At 36.9% G+C, this 16,788-nt stretch carries 9 protein-coding genes; all 9 read right to left on the bottom strand.

The genetic code is table 11. From position 1 onward, the window contains the following. Positions 1-41 precede the first annotated feature (41 nt). On the bottom strand, positions 42-899 hold the full coding sequence (locus BUB25_RS06470) for a glycoside hydrolase family 16 protein (RefSeq protein WP_084089438.1): 858 nt from the start codon (positions 897-899) through the stop codon (positions 42-44). Positions 900-955: 56 nt separating this feature from the next. Then, the gene (locus tag BUB25_RS06465) at positions 956-2,416 is read right to left on the bottom strand and encodes a glycoside hydrolase family 125 protein (protein WP_072941987.1); all 1,461 of its coding nucleotides are present in this window, start codon (positions 2,414-2,416) and stop codon (positions 956-958) included. Between the two features lie 4 nt (positions 2,417-2,420). Next, positions 2,421-4,703 carry a GH92 family glycosyl hydrolase gene (locus tag BUB25_RS06460; protein WP_072941985.1) on the bottom strand — a complete coding sequence of 761 codons (2,283 nt, stop codon included), beginning with the start codon at positions 4,701-4,703 and terminating at the stop codon, positions 2,421-2,423. Positions 4,704-4,793: 90 nt separating this feature from the next. Beyond that, entirely contained in the window at positions 4,794-5,651 is an 858-nt protein-coding gene (locus BUB25_RS06455) for an endonuclease/exonuclease/phosphatase family protein (RefSeq protein ID WP_072941982.1), read from the bottom strand. A 29-nt stretch (positions 5,652-5,680) separates the two neighbouring features. Next, positions 5,681-7,957: a GH92 family glycosyl hydrolase gene (locus BUB25_RS06450; RefSeq protein WP_072941978.1), complete on the bottom strand. Its 2,277-nt coding sequence runs from the start codon at positions 7,955-7,957 to the stop codon at positions 5,681-5,683. Between the two features lie 58 nt (positions 7,958-8,015). Then, positions 8,016-10,013 carry a beta-mannosidase gene (locus tag BUB25_RS06445; RefSeq protein ID WP_072942107.1) on the bottom strand — a complete coding sequence of 666 codons (1,998 nt, stop codon included), beginning with the start codon at positions 10,011-10,013 and terminating at the stop codon, positions 8,016-8,018. A 367-nt stretch (positions 10,014-10,380) separates the two neighbouring features. Continuing rightward, on the bottom strand, positions 10,381-12,291 hold the full coding sequence (locus BUB25_RS06440) for a SusD/RagB family nutrient-binding outer membrane lipoprotein (RefSeq protein WP_072941974.1): 1,911 nt from the start codon (positions 12,289-12,291) through the stop codon (positions 10,381-10,383). Between the two features lie 20 nt (positions 12,292-12,311). Further along, on the bottom strand, positions 12,312-15,428 hold the full coding sequence (locus BUB25_RS06435) for a SusC/RagA family TonB-linked outer membrane protein (RefSeq protein ID WP_072941970.1): 3,117 nt from the start codon (positions 15,426-15,428) through the stop codon (positions 12,312-12,314). Between the two features lie 273 nt (positions 15,429-15,701). Continuing rightward, the gene (locus BUB25_RS06430) at positions 15,702-16,712 is read right to left on the bottom strand and encodes a LacI family DNA-binding transcriptional regulator (RefSeq protein WP_072941969.1); all 1,011 of its coding nucleotides are present in this window, start codon (positions 16,710-16,712) and stop codon (positions 15,702-15,704) included. Between the last annotated feature and the right edge of the window lie 76 nt (positions 16,713-16,788).

Below are 16,788 nucleotides of genomic sequence, written 5' to 3'. Positions count from 1 at the left end.
TATCTCATTATTAAATTGGGGTATATTTTGTATTATATAAATTATTTTTTCTGGTAAACTCTCACGTAATCAACTAGAAATTGTTGTGGCAAAACGGTATCATCAATGGGACCTGGCCAGTTGGCTCCCATAGCTAAATTCAACAATAAATAAAATGGTTTTCGAAATGGATTATCTGCTCCCTGACCCGCAGTATCAATTGAAAAACTATGGTATTTGTTATCATCAAAATAAATATCAATTGTTTGTTCATTCCATTCTATAGCATAAATATGGAACTGACTATCGAGGTTTTCAGCCACAATCTTTCCGCCATTGGATTTGTTTCCATTTGAAACAGGATCCGGATAATGAATGGTTCCATAAATGTCTTTAGGATGATTTCCTATAAATTCCATCACATCTATCTCACCGCATTTTGGCCAACCTACTTCGGGTCTGTTTGTTCCCATCATCCAGATTGCAGGCCAAATTCCTCCGCCACGAGGAAGTTTGGCTTTTACTTCAATTCTTCCGTATTTCCAGCCTACTTTACCAAGTGTATTGATACTGGCCGATGTGTACTGCGCCAAAGAATCTTTGGTTTTCCAGTCCTTACTTTCTTTTTTAAAGGATTCATTAGGATAGCTTTCTTTTCTTCCTGTTATGGCCAAAACTCCTTTACTCACCCATACATTTTCTTTCCTTGCCTTAGTGTAATATTGTTGTTCGTTGTTTCGAATATGTCCTACTTCATAACCCCATTTTGCGGAATCTGGTAATCCCGTATAATTAAATTCCTCACGCCAGACTAATTTCCATTTCTCTTTTTTCTGTGCGTTTAAAGAAGCGGCGCTAATCAACATTAAAACAAAAAATAATCTTGTCGTCAGTGCTTTTTTTTCATTTCTTCGATTCATCAATTTTCGGTTTTATATTATGGTTTCTTTTTCAAGCTTTAAAAGCTATTTCAAAATTAAATATCCTTATTAGCCAGTATTTTTGGATGCTTGATACTTGTGTTTACGATCAATTCTCCAAATAATGTATTTGCCCAGGCAAACCATTTACGGGTAAATTGCATGGCATCATCTTTATGGAAAGATTCATGCATAAAACCGGTATTTCCATGCGTTTTAATCAAGGTGCTGATACAATTTTTAATTTCATTTTCATCAACACTCGTAATGGCTCTTAGAATAATACTCATTGGCCAAATGGTATCAGCACCGGTATGTGGTCCTCCAATTCCTTCGCCCGCTTTTCCTTTGTAGAAAAATGGATTATTCTCAGAAAGCACCAGTTTTCTGGTATTGAGATATAACTCATCATCAGGGGCAATCGCACCTAAATAAGGCAATGATAATATTGAAGGTACATTGGCATCATCCATCATATGGAAACTACCATAGCCGTTTACTTCAAAAGCAATGATTTTTCCAAATTTTGGATGCTCAATAATTCCCTGTTCTTGCAGTCCTTTTTCTACCTGTTTTCTTAATTCACTGGCTTTACGTACCATTTCAGCATCCTTTAATTTTGCCGACGAGAACATCTCTTCTAAATAACCAAGCACTTCAATGGCAAACATATTACTAGGAATCAAATAGCCAAATAAGGTACTATCATCACTTGGTCTAAAGGTAGAAACAATCAATCCGCAAGGTTTTACGGGATAACCATAACCACTTAATGGAACTCCGTCAGTAGCCCAAGCGGTGGTACGTTGAAAAGTGTATGGGCCTTTGTTTTCCCATCGCTGTTGTTCTTTGAATGTTTGCAAAACCAGTTCCATAGACTTTTTCCAATCGGCATCAAACATACTGATGTCACCGGTATTTTTCCAATATTCATGCGCCAGTCGGATAGGATAACAAAGGCTGTCAATCTCCCATTTACGCTCGTGAATTCCCGGTTTCATTTTGGTAATATCGTTTTTCCACTCGCTTATATGACTAAAATCTTTATAAAAAGCATTCGCATAAGGATCCAGTAAAATACATTTCGTCTGGCGGTTGATTACTCCTTTTATCAGTTCTCTAAGTTTAGGATCTTCTTTTATAAAAGGAAGATAAGGCCAGATTTGAGCCGTACTGTCGCGCAGCCACATCGCATCAATATCACCGGTAATCACATACGTATCCGGTTTTCCGTCGATGATTTCAAAATCTACGGTGGTGTCCAGAGTATTTGGAAAACAATTTTCAAACAACCAAGCCAATTCTGGATTTGCTATTTGTTTTTTGATTCTAACAATAGCCGCTTCGATAGCTTTACTGGTAAATTTTCTTTCGGCCAATGGAGGACGCTTGCTGATAAAATCTTTCATTGGAAAATTAAAAATATTTGATTCTGAAGCAAAAACTTGAGTTTGCAATGCCAATAATCCTGCTGATAAAATTCCTGTGTTTTTTATAAATTTTCTACGTGATTGCATAATATTATTTTGAAGTTGAATAAGAATATGGATAACTACTCGCTGATGTTCCTCTTTTTTGATTGGCCGTGTTGCTCATGTCAAAATCTAATTCGCCACCTTTCAACACATCAAAATGATTGATATAGTTCTTAGTATAAGTCGAATTATTCCATTTTAATTCCTGAACATATTTATTGTCTTCTGAATTTTTAGGCGCATTGATGATCAATTTCTTGCCGTTTTCTAATTCTAAAGTCACTTTTTTGAATAATGGAGCCCCCAACACATACTCTTCTGTGCCCGGACAAACCGGATAAAAACCCATGGCTGAAAAAACATACCAAGCCGAAGTTTGTCCGTTATCTTCATCACCGCAATAGCCGTCTGGTGTTGGCGTGTACAAACGATTCATCACTTCTCTGGACCAATATTGTGTTTTCCAAGGCTGGCCTGCATAATTATACAAATAAATCATGTGCTGAATGGGTTGATTGCCGTGCGCATATTGACCCATGTTCATAATTTGCATTTCACGAATTTCGTGAATAACTGATCCGTAATAACTGTCGTCAAAAATGGGTGGCATCGTAAACACCGAATCCAATTTAGATACAAATGATTTTTCTCCGCCCATCAAACCGATCAATCCGTTTATGTCGTGAAAAACACTCCAGCTGTAGTGCCAGCTGTTTCCTTCGGTAAAAGCATCACCCCATTTGAATGGGTTGAAATTAGCCGGAAAACTTCCGTCTTTATTTCTTCCGCTCATTAGTCCGATTTTTGGATCAAAAACGTTTTTATAATTCATCATTCGTTTTTCGAACAAACTGATCTCTTTTTTCGGACGCTTTAGGGCTTTCGCCAATTTCCAAATGGTAAAATCATCGTAAGCATATTCCAAAGTTCGCGCTGCATTTTCATTAATCTTCACATCATAAGGCACATAGCCCAAGGTATTATAATACTCCACTCCTTTTCTGCCTGTGGCATCCGGACCTTCAGTATTGGCTCCTTTGATTAAAGCTTCATACAATGTATTGATATCATAATCACGCATTCCTTTTAGATAAGCATCCGCAACTACTGAAGCCGAATTATTACCTACCATACAATCTCTATAGCCAGGACTGGACCATTCCGGTAAAAAACCTCCTTCTTTATAGACATTGATTAAACCTTGCTGCATTTCCTTATTGATCGAAGGATAAACCAAATTCAACAAAGGATATAAGGCTCGGAATGTATCCCAAAAACCGGTACCGGCATACATATAACCCGACTCTATCTTTCCGTTATGAGGACTGTAATGTACAATTTTGCCTTTAGCATCTATTTCATATTGTTTTTGCGGAAAACAAGCCGTGCGGTACAAACAAGAGTAGAATGTTTTTAATTGCTCGTCGCTGCCGCCTTCGACAGTTAATTTCCCTAAAACTTTGTTCCATTCCTTTTTAGAGTCTGCCATAGTTTGTTCGAAAGAAGCCTTTCCTAATTCAGTTGTCAAATTCAGCTCCGCTTGTTCGATACTGATAAAGGACGAAGCCACACGTACATTGATTTTCTCTCCTTTTTTGGTTTTAAAACCAACCACTGCACCAACATGATCGTCAGTCAATTCCAATTTATTTTTCTCCAAAACACTGCCATGCCAAGTATGATTCGAAGCAAATGGTTTATCGAATATCAAAACAAAATAGTTTTTAAAATTGGCTGGTACGCCACCACTATTTCGGGTCGTGTAACCCACAATTTTATTTTCCGATGGAATTATTTTGATATGCGACCCTTTGTCAAAAGCATCAATCACAACAGAAGATTGCTCATTTTCGGGAAAAGTAAACTGAAAATGTGCCGCCCTTTCGGTTGTAGTCAGCTCGGCAGTCACATCATAATCGGCCAGATAAACGCTGTAATAATAAGGCTTAACCGTTTCGGATTTGTGACTGAACCAGCTCGCTCTTTCCTCTTCTTTAAAAACCAATTTTCCGGTTACCGGCATAATTGAGAATTGTCCATAATCATTGATCCAAGGCGAAGGTTGATGCGTTTGCTTGAAACCACGGATTTTTTCGGCGGTATAGGTGTACATCCAACCGTCTCCCATTTTACCGGTTTGTGGTGACCAAAAATTCATCCCCCAAGGTCTGGCAATAGCCGGATAGGTATTCCCATTTGAAAGACTGTGCACCGATTGCGTTCCCATCAATGGATTTACGTATTCTACAGGATCAAAAGTTTTATTTTGTGCCTTAGCGGCCAGGCATAAAAAAAGCAAGCCGAAAAAAACTAAATTCTTTTTTATCATTATAATCTTTTTAATGGAGTGTTATAAAAACAAACACTTCCAGTGATTCTTTAAATTCAAGTCATCTAAAAACCGAATCCCTAGCTTTTATTACAAAGAAACTCTAACTAATACAGGTGTATGATCCGATAAAAAATACTCATTTACCGTTTCTGCCAATACACCATATTTAAGTACTTTTACATTTTTGCTTACGAAGATATAATCAATTAAAGTTCTTTCTGTAAAAGGGATTCTTCCAAAATCATGAAAAGACCAATCTGGGCCATAAACCAATGAAGCTGATTTTTTAGAATCAAAAAGGGCAATCGAATTTGTAGGACGAATTATTCCTTGAACCACACTTGACTCCGGACTAGCATTAAAATCCCCCATCACAATTTGAGGCAAGCCTTCACTTAATTCGGCCGTTTTATTTAAAATTAACTTGACGCTTTCTTCTCTGGCAACAGCACCAATATGATCAAAATGCGTATTGAGAACAAAAAACTTCTTCCCTGTGGCTTTGTCTTTCAACTGTACCCAAGTGGCAATACGCTCACAGGCAGCATCCCAGCCTCTTGAAGGTTTTTCCGGAGTTTCACTCAACCAAAAATAACCCGACTTGATCAGCGCGAACTTATCTTTTTTGTATAAAATTGGGCTGTATTCTCCTTTTTCCTTCCCGTCTTCGCGACCTACGCCAATGACAGCATAATCCTGCAATTGCCCGCTGATTTCTTTTAATTGATTCGAAAGTACTTCCTGCGTGCCAAGAATATCAACTTCATGAAAACGAATCACTTTTACAACATTCTCTTTTCGGAATTTCCAGTTATTCAAACCATCATCCGGATTGTCATAACGAATATTAAAAGTCATTATATTCAAATCAGTTTGTCTTTTAGTTTGTGCAACTGCTGTTACAAAACCGAAAAGCAAGCCCGAAATAATCATTATTTTTCTCATACCTTATAAAATCGTCAACTTTCTTAAATCTACAACGGTCTATCTTCTTTTTTTACTCCCCAAGTGGCCGAAGGAACACTGCCCATAAACAACTTCAACTCTCCGCCTTTTGTAATCATATCATGAGTGATGTATGATTTAGTATATGGTTTTCCGTTGTATTCTGCTTTTTGAATGTACATATTAGCCGCACTATTATTTACCGCAGTCATTTTGAATGAAACTCCATTTTTCGTTTGCACAGTCGCTTGATTCACCAAAGGGCTTCCCAAAACATAAATTCCATTTGCCGGATTAACCGAATAAAAGCCCATCGCCGATAAAACATACCAAGCTGACATTTGTCCTAAATCTTCATTACCACATAAACCATCAGGTTTTGTAGAATAGAATTTATCAGCAACTTCGCGGATCAATTTTGCTGTTTTCCAAGGCTGCCCAACATAGGCATACAAATAAGGAATATGATGATTCGGCTCGTTTCCTTGTGCATACTGACCTATAAAACCACTAATATCCGGTGAAGCATTCTCACCCACAACTCCTTCTTGTTGGGTAAACAAAGAATCCAGTTTTCGTGTGAATTTTTCTTCGCTGCCAAATAATTTTATCAAACCATAAGGATCTTGCGGCACCAACCAAGTGTATTGCCAAGCATTTCCTTCAACATAATCATCCTCACGATGTGAAGATGCTAGCGGATTGAACGGTTCGCGCCATTGTCCATTCTTCAATTTCCCTCTCATGAACTCTGTTTTAGAATCAAAATAAAGCTCATACAATTTGGCTCTTTTAGAGAAATACGCATAATCCTCTGTTTTGTTCATTGCTTTTGCCATTTGGGCTACGCACCAATCGTCAATGGCATATTCCAAAGCGTTTCCTACGCTTTCCAACTGCAAATCAGCAGGAATATATTCCAACTTTTGAACATAATCCATCCCGGCACGCGTTTGCATCGAGGTTTTTTTGATGGCTTCATAGGCTAAATCCACATCATAACCTCTGTATCCTTTTAAATACGCATCTACAATCACGGCTATCGAATGATTTCCGTTCATCGTATTGGTTTCATTCCCCATCAGATGCCAAACCGGAAGTCGTCCTTGTTGCTGATAAATCGCCAAAAATGACTTAACAATATCATTGATTTTGTCTGGCTGGGTAATGGTGTACAAAGGATGCAAAGCGCGGTAGGTATCCCAAAGTGAAAATGTGGTATAATTTGTAAAACCGGCATTTTTATATACTTTTTTATCGGTTCCTCTGTAATCGCCATTGACATCGTTAAAAATAGATGGAGCAAACATGGTATGATACAAACCGGTATAAAAAACTTTCTTAGTTTCTTGATCCGCGTCGATCTTAATTTTTGCTAATTCAGCATTCCATTTTGAATTGGCTTGCTTCACTGTTTTGGTAAAATCCCAATGCGGAATTTCGGCTTTTATATTGGCCAAAGCATTTTCATAACTCACCGGAGAAAGTCCTACTTTTACTAAAACCTGTTTGTTTTTTAAAGTTGTAAAATCAAGTACCGCTTTCATTCGAACGCCTTCCCCTTTATTCCCTTTTACCGCCTTAATGCTGTCATATAACGAAATATTAGCAATAGGTTCTGAGAATTCAATGGCAAAATAAAGGCGTTGATCATCTGCCCATCCTTTCGAATGACGATAACCTACAATCGTATTGCTTCCCTTTTTCTCAATGAATGTTTGTACTGGTTTGTCCCATCCCAAACCATCGGCAAGATCAAGTAAAATGTGAGAATCATCCGTTCTATCAAAAGTATATTTATGAAAACCTACTCTTTCTGAGGCTGTTAATTCTGCTTTAATTTTATACTTATCGAGTAGAACACTATAGTATCCAGGCTTACTGATTTCATTTTTATGAGAAAAATAAGAACCGTAACCTGTTTTCATGTCTTCTTTGGTTCCTTTAGTAAGCGGTACATTTCCGGTTACCGGCAACAACAGAATATCATTCAAATCGCCAATTCCTGTTCCGCTTAAATGCGTATGGGTAAATCCCAATATCGTATTACTGGCATAATTGTATCCGCTGCACCAATCCCAACCCTCAAAAACATTAGACGGGCCCAATTGAACGGCTCCAAAAGGCACATTGGCACCAACAAATACGTGACCATGTCCTGCAGAACCAATCAGTGGATCCACATATTGACTGTAATTAACTGGAACTTGTTTTTTGGTCTTTAGCTGTGATACTGCCGGCTGGGCAAAAAACAAACTCAATACGGTAATTCCTGAAACCGCTATTTTACTATAGTTTGCAAACATTATTCTTTATTTTATGTTTAAAATTAAATTCATCTAGAAAAACCAATGGGATTCTTCTTTATTTGTATCTGTTGAGCACCTCATAAAGAGAAGTGATTTTTATAATAGGTTTCGCTATTTTGCCTTCGAACGAAATTCGCATTTCTTTACCGGCTTCCAAATCCATATAATTATCACTCAATTTGCCGGTATAACCTTTAATGTCTACAAAGACATATTTTGCAGGTTTCATCGCTTTGATTATAATTTCATTACCCTTAATTTTCCAACTGATCTGCGGATCTTCTAAAGGCAAATCTTTAGGGCGCTTGAGGTCTATTTCGGCAATTTTATCATCCCGATAGGCTTCTCTTATGGCGTACCAGGCTGCTTTGGGTTGGCGATTATTGTAATCGGTAATACTCCAGCTTGCCACCGGCCAGCAATCGTTAAGTTGCCAAACCAAGGTTCCCATATTATAAGGTGCCTTAGAACGGTGAATCCCAACAATATTTTTAAGCGAATAATATTGCAAACATTGGGTGAGATAGGTATAATCTTCCACCTTCATCTGTTTCACTTTGGTCGAATCGATAAAATAACGATCCAAATACGAATTCAACTTCATGAAACCATTCCCCGCTTTTTGATGCGCTTTTAATACATCCGAAAATAAATGGCGGTCTTCAGGAAGGGTAAATTTTTCTATGGATGAATAATTCGGCATGGCCTGCATCCCGTATTCGCTCACAAAACGACCAGTTTTGTTTTGTACGTTTTCAATATCTGCTAATCCCCACCAGGTTCCCCAATAATGGCTATCGCCTTCGGTATAACTTTTCTCTCTTCCCCAACCAAACAATGGCGAACTGCTGATATATGGTCGGCTTGGGTCAACTTCCTTCACCCATTTTGGAATACTATCCTGAAACAAGCGAACATAATCTTTCCATAAACGGGTCGAATCCTGCTTAGACATATTCATCGATTTTTGCCATCCCCAGTTTTTAAAGGCTTCGTCGCTTTCGTTATTTCCGCACCATAAAACAATGCTTTTGTGATGACGCAAACGCTTTACTTGGTATTTTACTTCCTCTCTCACATTGTCAAAAAAGGCTTTATCTCCAGGTACCATTGATCCGGCAAACATAAAATCCTGCCACACATTGATTCCGTATTTATCGCACAGATCATAAAAATAATCGTCTTCATAAATTCCTCCGCCCCAAATGCGAAGCATGTTCATATTGGCATCTTTGGCCGACAAAACTATTTTTTCATACTCTTTTTTGGTCATGCGCGAAAGCAATGCATCCGAAGGAATATAATTGGCTCCTTTCATATAAACGGCTTTCCCATCAATTTTGAAATAAAATGATTTTCCAAGGCTGTCCGGTTGTTGCACTAACTCTATTTTTCGGCTTGGAACAAAAGCTTTCTCTGCCGCTTTCGTATCATAAGCTTCTAATCGAACCGCTTTCCAAATTCCGCAAGTAGTTAATTTAGGTCCCCAATCCCAACCAAAATGATATTGGGCTTTACGCACATAGACGCGGGGATTATCCGGAATTACATAAGGCAAATCTTTCTTGGCCAAGGAATCCACCACATTTTGCGCCGATTGAAAGACAACCACCAAATTATTCGTTCCGGTCTTCAGATGCTTTTTCACATCAACACGCCACTGACGAAACATATTATCGGCTTTCAATACTAATTTGTCATTCAGATAAACGGTTGCATAAGTATCGAGACCGTCAAAAACGAGTTCTGAATGTTTTTTCTTTAAGGTTTCGGCATTGACTTGAAAGGACTTTTTATATTCCCAGTTTTTTTTCTCGATCCATTGCAGTTTTTTTTCATTGTCACGGTAGTAGGGATCGGGTATTAATTTGTTCTTCAACAAATCACTATGCACTTCTCCGGGCACTGTAGCTGCATACCATTTCGTTTCTCCCACCTGACGAAATTGCCATCCGTCATGTAAATTGACCGTCTTATTTTGAGCATTTGCTCCAAATGATAAGATTGTCAGGCAAATAATCATTAACCAATAAAATCTTTTTTCACATTTCATTAATAACATATTTTTAAAGTTTATTTCTTAAAGTAGCTATTAAAAATAAACAAACATAGCTAACTTTTTTTCAAAATTTAATTAAGGTAAAATCTAGTGCTTTTAAAGCATCGATAAGCAAACAAAGAAGTTTTTTAGATCGCTATTTATTAAAGAGGCGAATTTTAAATTCTATTTTTTTTGCAGGAAACACTTCCGGTTTTTATGCAAAAAGAAAAAAATTAAACTGTTTTTTTATCTCTCTATAAGTAGCTACAACTATTTAGCTCTACTCTATTTTATTAATAATGCTTTTATTATTAAAAATAAGCCGGGCAGATTGCTACCCGACTTATTTCAAACTAACTCAAATTTTATACTTAATTATTTAGTGTTTAGCCCACCAAAGCGGTGTAAAGACGCTATCATCTCCTCCTAAAAACTCAACAGCTTGGGCATAACCTTTCGGGTTTGAATTTCTCAATCCTGAAGTATATCTCAATCGTTGTGGAAAGAAACTAACTTGATTACTCATGTAATTACTTTGAGTCAAAGCTGGTAAATTTACTAATGGTTGTTCTACTGCAGGATTCTCAAAGAAAGGCAAACCTAATCTTCTATGATCGTTCCATCCTTCCAAAGGTAACCAAGGAGTTTGCGCTATGAATTTTTGAGTTATAATTTTAGTCAATAAATCATTTTTAACAGCTCCATTTTTATACAAATTATTTTTAGGATAAAGAATTGTAGCCACTCCAGGAGTATTTGTATATCCATCAACATAATTCATAGTATGACTTGCAGCTGGTTCCGTAGTATGACTCCAACTTACAGAAGTTCCCGCTCTATTGTAATCCTCAGATGTTAAATAAGCACTTAGATGAGAAGAAACTCCCCAATAGGCAAAATTTGCTTTAATACCTTCTTCATAAGCTTCTTTACCGCTCATTGGTACTGCCCAACCTTTAACAGCTGCTTCAGCCAACAAGAAATAAGTTTCCCATGAGGCAAAAAAGATACGTTGGCTCTTACTTGCTCTAAATGCTTGAGATAAACCTGGCATAGTACCATTGAAAGCTCGTACCTCATTTGTACTTGCCATTGTACCCCAATTCCCTGTAGCAAAAGCATTCCAAGTATTCGTAGCGTCAATTGTTTTTACTATTGCACCATTAGCGTCCTTCAAATTTCTTGATGTCGTTTTTGAGCTATTATCCCAAGAAGGGTATGGTGAAAAATTAGGATTAGTGAAATCCCCAGGAATACTAAATGTTTTATAAGCACGAGGGTCTATCATATTTGGCAAACCATCTAACCAATAGCCCGCAGCAGGTTCGTTTGTTTTCGTTGCAAAATGATTGGCAAATTTTAATCCTATATAATTGGCTGGTTTCACACTAGCATGGAAAGAAGGGGCCAACTGGTCTGTGGATTTTATACCACCCAAACCGATATAAAGATTATTTAGAGTTACAGATATAATCTGTGCATTCCATTCGCGACTCATTACACCTGTCAAATCATCCCAACCCGGTTTTTCTTGTACCTGAAAATTATCCGCAGCATCTCTTAATAAGTCACCCGCAGCAGCAGCTTCAAATTCTTGTTTAGCTTTTGCAGGATCTACTTCAGATAAACGCATAGCTAAACGAAGACGCATAGAATTGGCATATTTTCTCCACTTCACATAATTATAACCATAAGCCGGATCTTCGTTTTTTAATTTTGCATTACTGTTATTAGAAACCGACACGTCTAATTTCTCAGAAGCATCTTTAAGCTCGGCCAACATAAAATAATAAACATCTTTCAAGTTGTTGAATTCTGGATTTTTTCCTTGAAAGGCCTCAATAGCTATAGGTCCGAAGTTATCTGCCAATTCACTCATCAAATAAGCTCTCCAAATACGTGCCACTTGTTTTAGATTTCCTGAATACGGCTTGACAATACCTTTAGCTTGCTGTTCATCGGCTATTTGTATTGCTGTATTCACAGCATTTAACCAGTTTGCAGAACTATTGTAATACGCACTGGACCAACCATCATCATAACTACCGCCAGATATACCGGTGCTTAGCATTTGATGTCCTGCTGTTTTCCAATAAAGCACAAATGATCTTTCGGCCACATCCGGATTCATTTGCGCGCCAATTATAGAGTTGTTTATGAAATACTCTACCTGTACCTGATCCCCATTAGCGGCTGTCGGATTTATGTTTATTTCGTCAAAATTATCGCAAGAACTTAGCATAGCCACCATTGCTAAAACTAAACCTGATTTTTTTACTATATTTTTCATGATTAAAATTTTATAATTGATTAAAAGCTCAATGCAAGGTTAACTAAGAAAGTACGAACCGTTGGTGCTGAACCATTTTCAAAACCAGTTGCGTTAGAACCAGTTGCAAATACAGATTCCGGATCAAGTCCATTCATGTGACTTTTAATCATCCATACATTATTACAAGATAATCCTATTTTTGCTTTTTGGATAGCTGTTTTAGATAGGAATTTTGCAGGAAAATCATAATTGAATTGAACATTTCTTAAACGAATGTTACTCGCATCATAAATATTAGCCTCCGTAATACCTAGATTACCTGAACCTGCTACCCTACTCCAATACAATTGAGGAGTTACTGATGTAGTATTAGGCGCATAACCAGTACCACTCACAACCACACCATTTGCAATGATGTTTTCTCTTAATCCGTTTACTACTGTTTGAGATGCTGTTCCGCTTTGTTGCATGTCAGCAAGAGTTCCTGAGAACATTTGTCCACCAAATCTGGCATCAATCAAGAACGCCATAGAAAACCCTTTGTAAGCAAAGGTATTTGTTAATCCAAGCATAGCTTTTGCTTGTTGATTTCCTAAACTTACAGCAGGACCACTAGCCGCTTGTGGCAATCCGTCAGCACCAATTATTAATTGTCCGTATGATGGACTGTTAACATCAGTCACTCTTAAAAATTTATTACCATAGATTTCTCCATATAATTTTCCTGTTTCGGCTACAACTTTAATATTATCAAACCCTCCTAAAGGATATACTGATACATCATCAGTAAGTGAAACAATTTTATTTTCGTTAGTGGAGAAATTAGCCGAAATATTCCATAATAGTGAATTTGGATTGGTCAATATTTTTCCGTCAACCACTAATTCCAACCCTTTGTTTTGAATATTACCAGCATTAATTATCTTCGCTCTGTACCCACTTAACGGATCCATTGGAAGTTCTATCAGCTGATTGGTTGCATTAGATTTGTAAACTGTTACATCAATACCAAATCTACTTTTGAAGAAACGCATCTCAGCACCAAATTCAGTTGACTTAATTAATTCACTTACTATATTTTCATTATATAATACATTTCCTCTTGAAGCAGTTGTATTTCCATTAGGATCCTTACCTATACCATAAAGATTGTATAATTTATAAGGGTCTAAATCATTACCAACCGAAGCATAACTCGCTCTCAATTTACCATAAGAGAACCAATCTGGCAACTCTTTATTCATTGCTGCAAACATATCGGAGAACACATAAGAGAGACTTACTGAAGGGTAAAAGAAAGAACGGTTTTTCTTGCTTAATGCTGATGACCAATCGTTTCTAAAAGTAGCATCTAAATATAAATAGCCATCATAACTCAACTGAGCCGATCCAAAAAGAGAATTAATTGATTTTCTACTAAATGATTCATTTACACTTGGGTTGCCTTCGGCATTATTTATGGTGAATAAATTAGGCACTACTAATTGACCTGCACTAGCCCCTATTGATGACGACTTACGCGCCATAAGGTTTCCTCCAAGAGTAGCCATACCTCCAAATTTACCAAACAAATCATCTTTTTTAGCAATCAATAAACCTTGATAATTAGTTTCTGTATAAGTACTTTTTCCTAAACTGTATCTACCAGTAGCCGTCATAGGACTACCTGCATATGTTCTTGCATTAGAATTATTAGTGTACATATCAGCACCTGCTTTAATTTCAGCATTCAACCAGCTAGTAGCTTCATATTTCAACGATGCATTCATCATGAAACGATCTCTAACATCCTCATTTACATTATATTTATTAGCCCAATATGGATTAACTCCGCTACCGCCACCAAACCAAATCATATTTCCGTTAGCATCAGTAGCATCTTTAAACTGTGTAATATCAACCGATCTTGGAAAAATATTTAATAAATAAAACGGATTAGTCCCATTAGGTCCGCCTACTGTTCTGTTATTTGCTTTTGCATTAGTATACTGAAATTTAGTATCTGCTGTCCAACGGTCGGTATCTCCAAATTTCGTTACTGCTCTGGCAAGCAAGTTTGTTCTACCTAATTTAGCCCCAGGAACCATACTTTGATCTTCCATTCGGTTTATTGAGGTATAAATAGATGTTTTTTGGATCGATTGCTGAAACGAAATACTGTTATTTTTAGTGATACCACTTGCACTAAAATAATTGCCCACATTATCATAAGCAGCCAAAGGCTCAGTAACACCATTCCAATTCACCAAACTTTGACCCTCAATTTTTGGTCCCCAACTTGAATTAGAACGCGCATCTGAAATATTATCAGAACCTTGACCAAAATTGTTTTGTTGTTTTGGTCTCGTAAAAATACTCTCAAATCCAACAGAAGACGTAAAAGTAATTCCTAATCCTTTTTGTTTTTTACCGGTTTTAGTAGTAATTAAAATTACACCATTTCCAGCTCTGGATCCATAAAGAGCCGCAGCTGAAGGTCCTTTTAATACTGAAAGGCTTTCAATATCTTCGGAATTTAAATCCGAAATACCGTTACCCATGTCAAGGCTAGGATTCCAATAGTCGTTATTAGAGGCTCCAGTAAAGTTGTCCATTGGCACTCCATCCACAACGATAAGCGGCTGGTTATCTCCAGTCAATGAGTTAAAACCTCTCAAAACCAATTTTGAAGATCCTCCAGGACCGGCACTGGAACGTACTACCTGTAAACCGGCTACTTTACCTGTTAAAGCATTAGCCAAATTGGGTTCTCTCGCCTCAACCAGACTAGTCCCTTTTATCTCTTGAACAGCATATCCCAGAGATTTTTTTTGTTTTTTGATTCCCAAAGCGGTTACAACCACTTCTCCCAACTCTTGTGTACTTTCGGCCAACACAATAGTAATATTGTTCTCATTTCCGGCAACATCAACTGATTTTGACACAAAACCAACTGATGATACCGCCAGAGTGGCTTTACCAGCAGGAACTGTCACTGTAAAGTGTCCTTCAAAATCTGTTACTGTACTAATGGATATTCCCTTTACCTTGATGGTGGCGGAAATAATACCCTTTTTATCCGCGTCTGTGACTACACCTGTTATAGATCGGTTCTGTGCTGCTGCACCAAGGCAGCTAAACACAACTAATCCTAACACTGCTAAAATTCGTTTCATAAGCATTTGTTTTTTGGTTTTGGTTTGTAAAAAATATTAATAAGTAAAATTCAATTTCAATATATTTATTTTTTTTTTAAATCCCATATTATCCATTATAAGCCTTACTAAATCGATTTAGTAAATTGTAAAAAAAATACTAAATGACAAACACTCCTTTTCCAAATTCATAATTTGTTTTTTGATCATCAAAAAGACTTTTGAGAATCAAATTCAGAATATATTAAAAAAACTGAAATCTTTATATAAAGGACTTCAAATTACAAACTCCACTCATACCGATTCTCTAACGACAAGCGTTCCCTTTAGCAGCACTTTTTCTACCACAAAATTCTCTTCATGAAGCATTTGATCCATAAGTAAGCCAACGGCTTTTATTCCAATTGCATCTAATGGCTGCTCAACAACAGAAATGGACGGCGAATGCAATCTAAAACTATAATGATCATCAAAACTGATAACAGACATCTCCTCGGGTACTTTTAATCCAATTTTTCGAATAGCTTGAAGTCCAGCGAGTCCTAAATAGTTTGCTAAAAAAAAAGTCCCGTCTATGGATTTATTTTTTTGAAAGAAACGCATCATTTCTTCAATTTTATGCTCTTCGCTACTGTGATAATCTAAATGCAAAATTAGTTCTTCATTATAAATACCTGCCTTTTTCATTGCATCAACATAACCCTTTTCCCTTAATTGCATTTGAATCATTGCCGAATTATTATTGACCAAAGCAATATTATGACGTCCTTTCTGAATCAAAAATTCAGTTGTTGCATAAGCTCCTTCATAATTGTCCATCACCACATGACTAACATTTTGTCCTGGAAAATACCTATCGATTAAAACTACAGGTTTTTTCATTTTCAGAAGCTGATCAATACTCTTTCCTAGTTTTTCCGTGGGAGTAATAATAAAGCCATCTACATTTGCCTGAAGAAGACTTTGAACCAACTCAGCTGATCTCTCATCATCATTACCGGTACTACAATAAAAAACTCTATATCCTAACTTCTTTGCCTCTTCTTCTATTACTCGGGCGAGAACAGAAAAAAATTGATTCGAAATATTTTCAACAATAAGTCCTATAGACCTAGTCTTCCCTGTTCTAAGACTAGTCGCAATCATATTTGGTCTATACTGCAGCTTTTCGGCAACATCTTGTACTCTGTTTATGACTGCTTTACTGATACCCATTTTTTCACCTTTGTCATTAAGTACAAAAGATACTGTAGAAATAGAAACCTGTGCTTCTAAGGCAATATCTTTAATGGTGATTTTTTTCATCTAATGGCTTATTTTTTTCTTAATGTTATCACAAATATATATAAAAACATTTACAAAAACGTTTTAGTAAACTTTT

Origin of the sequence: Flavobacterium granuli (genome assembly GCF_900129705.1) — a bacterium.
Lineage (GTDB): Bacteria > Bacteroidota > Bacteroidia > Flavobacteriales > Flavobacteriaceae > Flavobacterium > Flavobacterium granuli.
The sequence above is the reverse complement of the archived record's forward strand: the minus strand, read 5'-3'. Positions and strand labels throughout refer to the sequence as shown.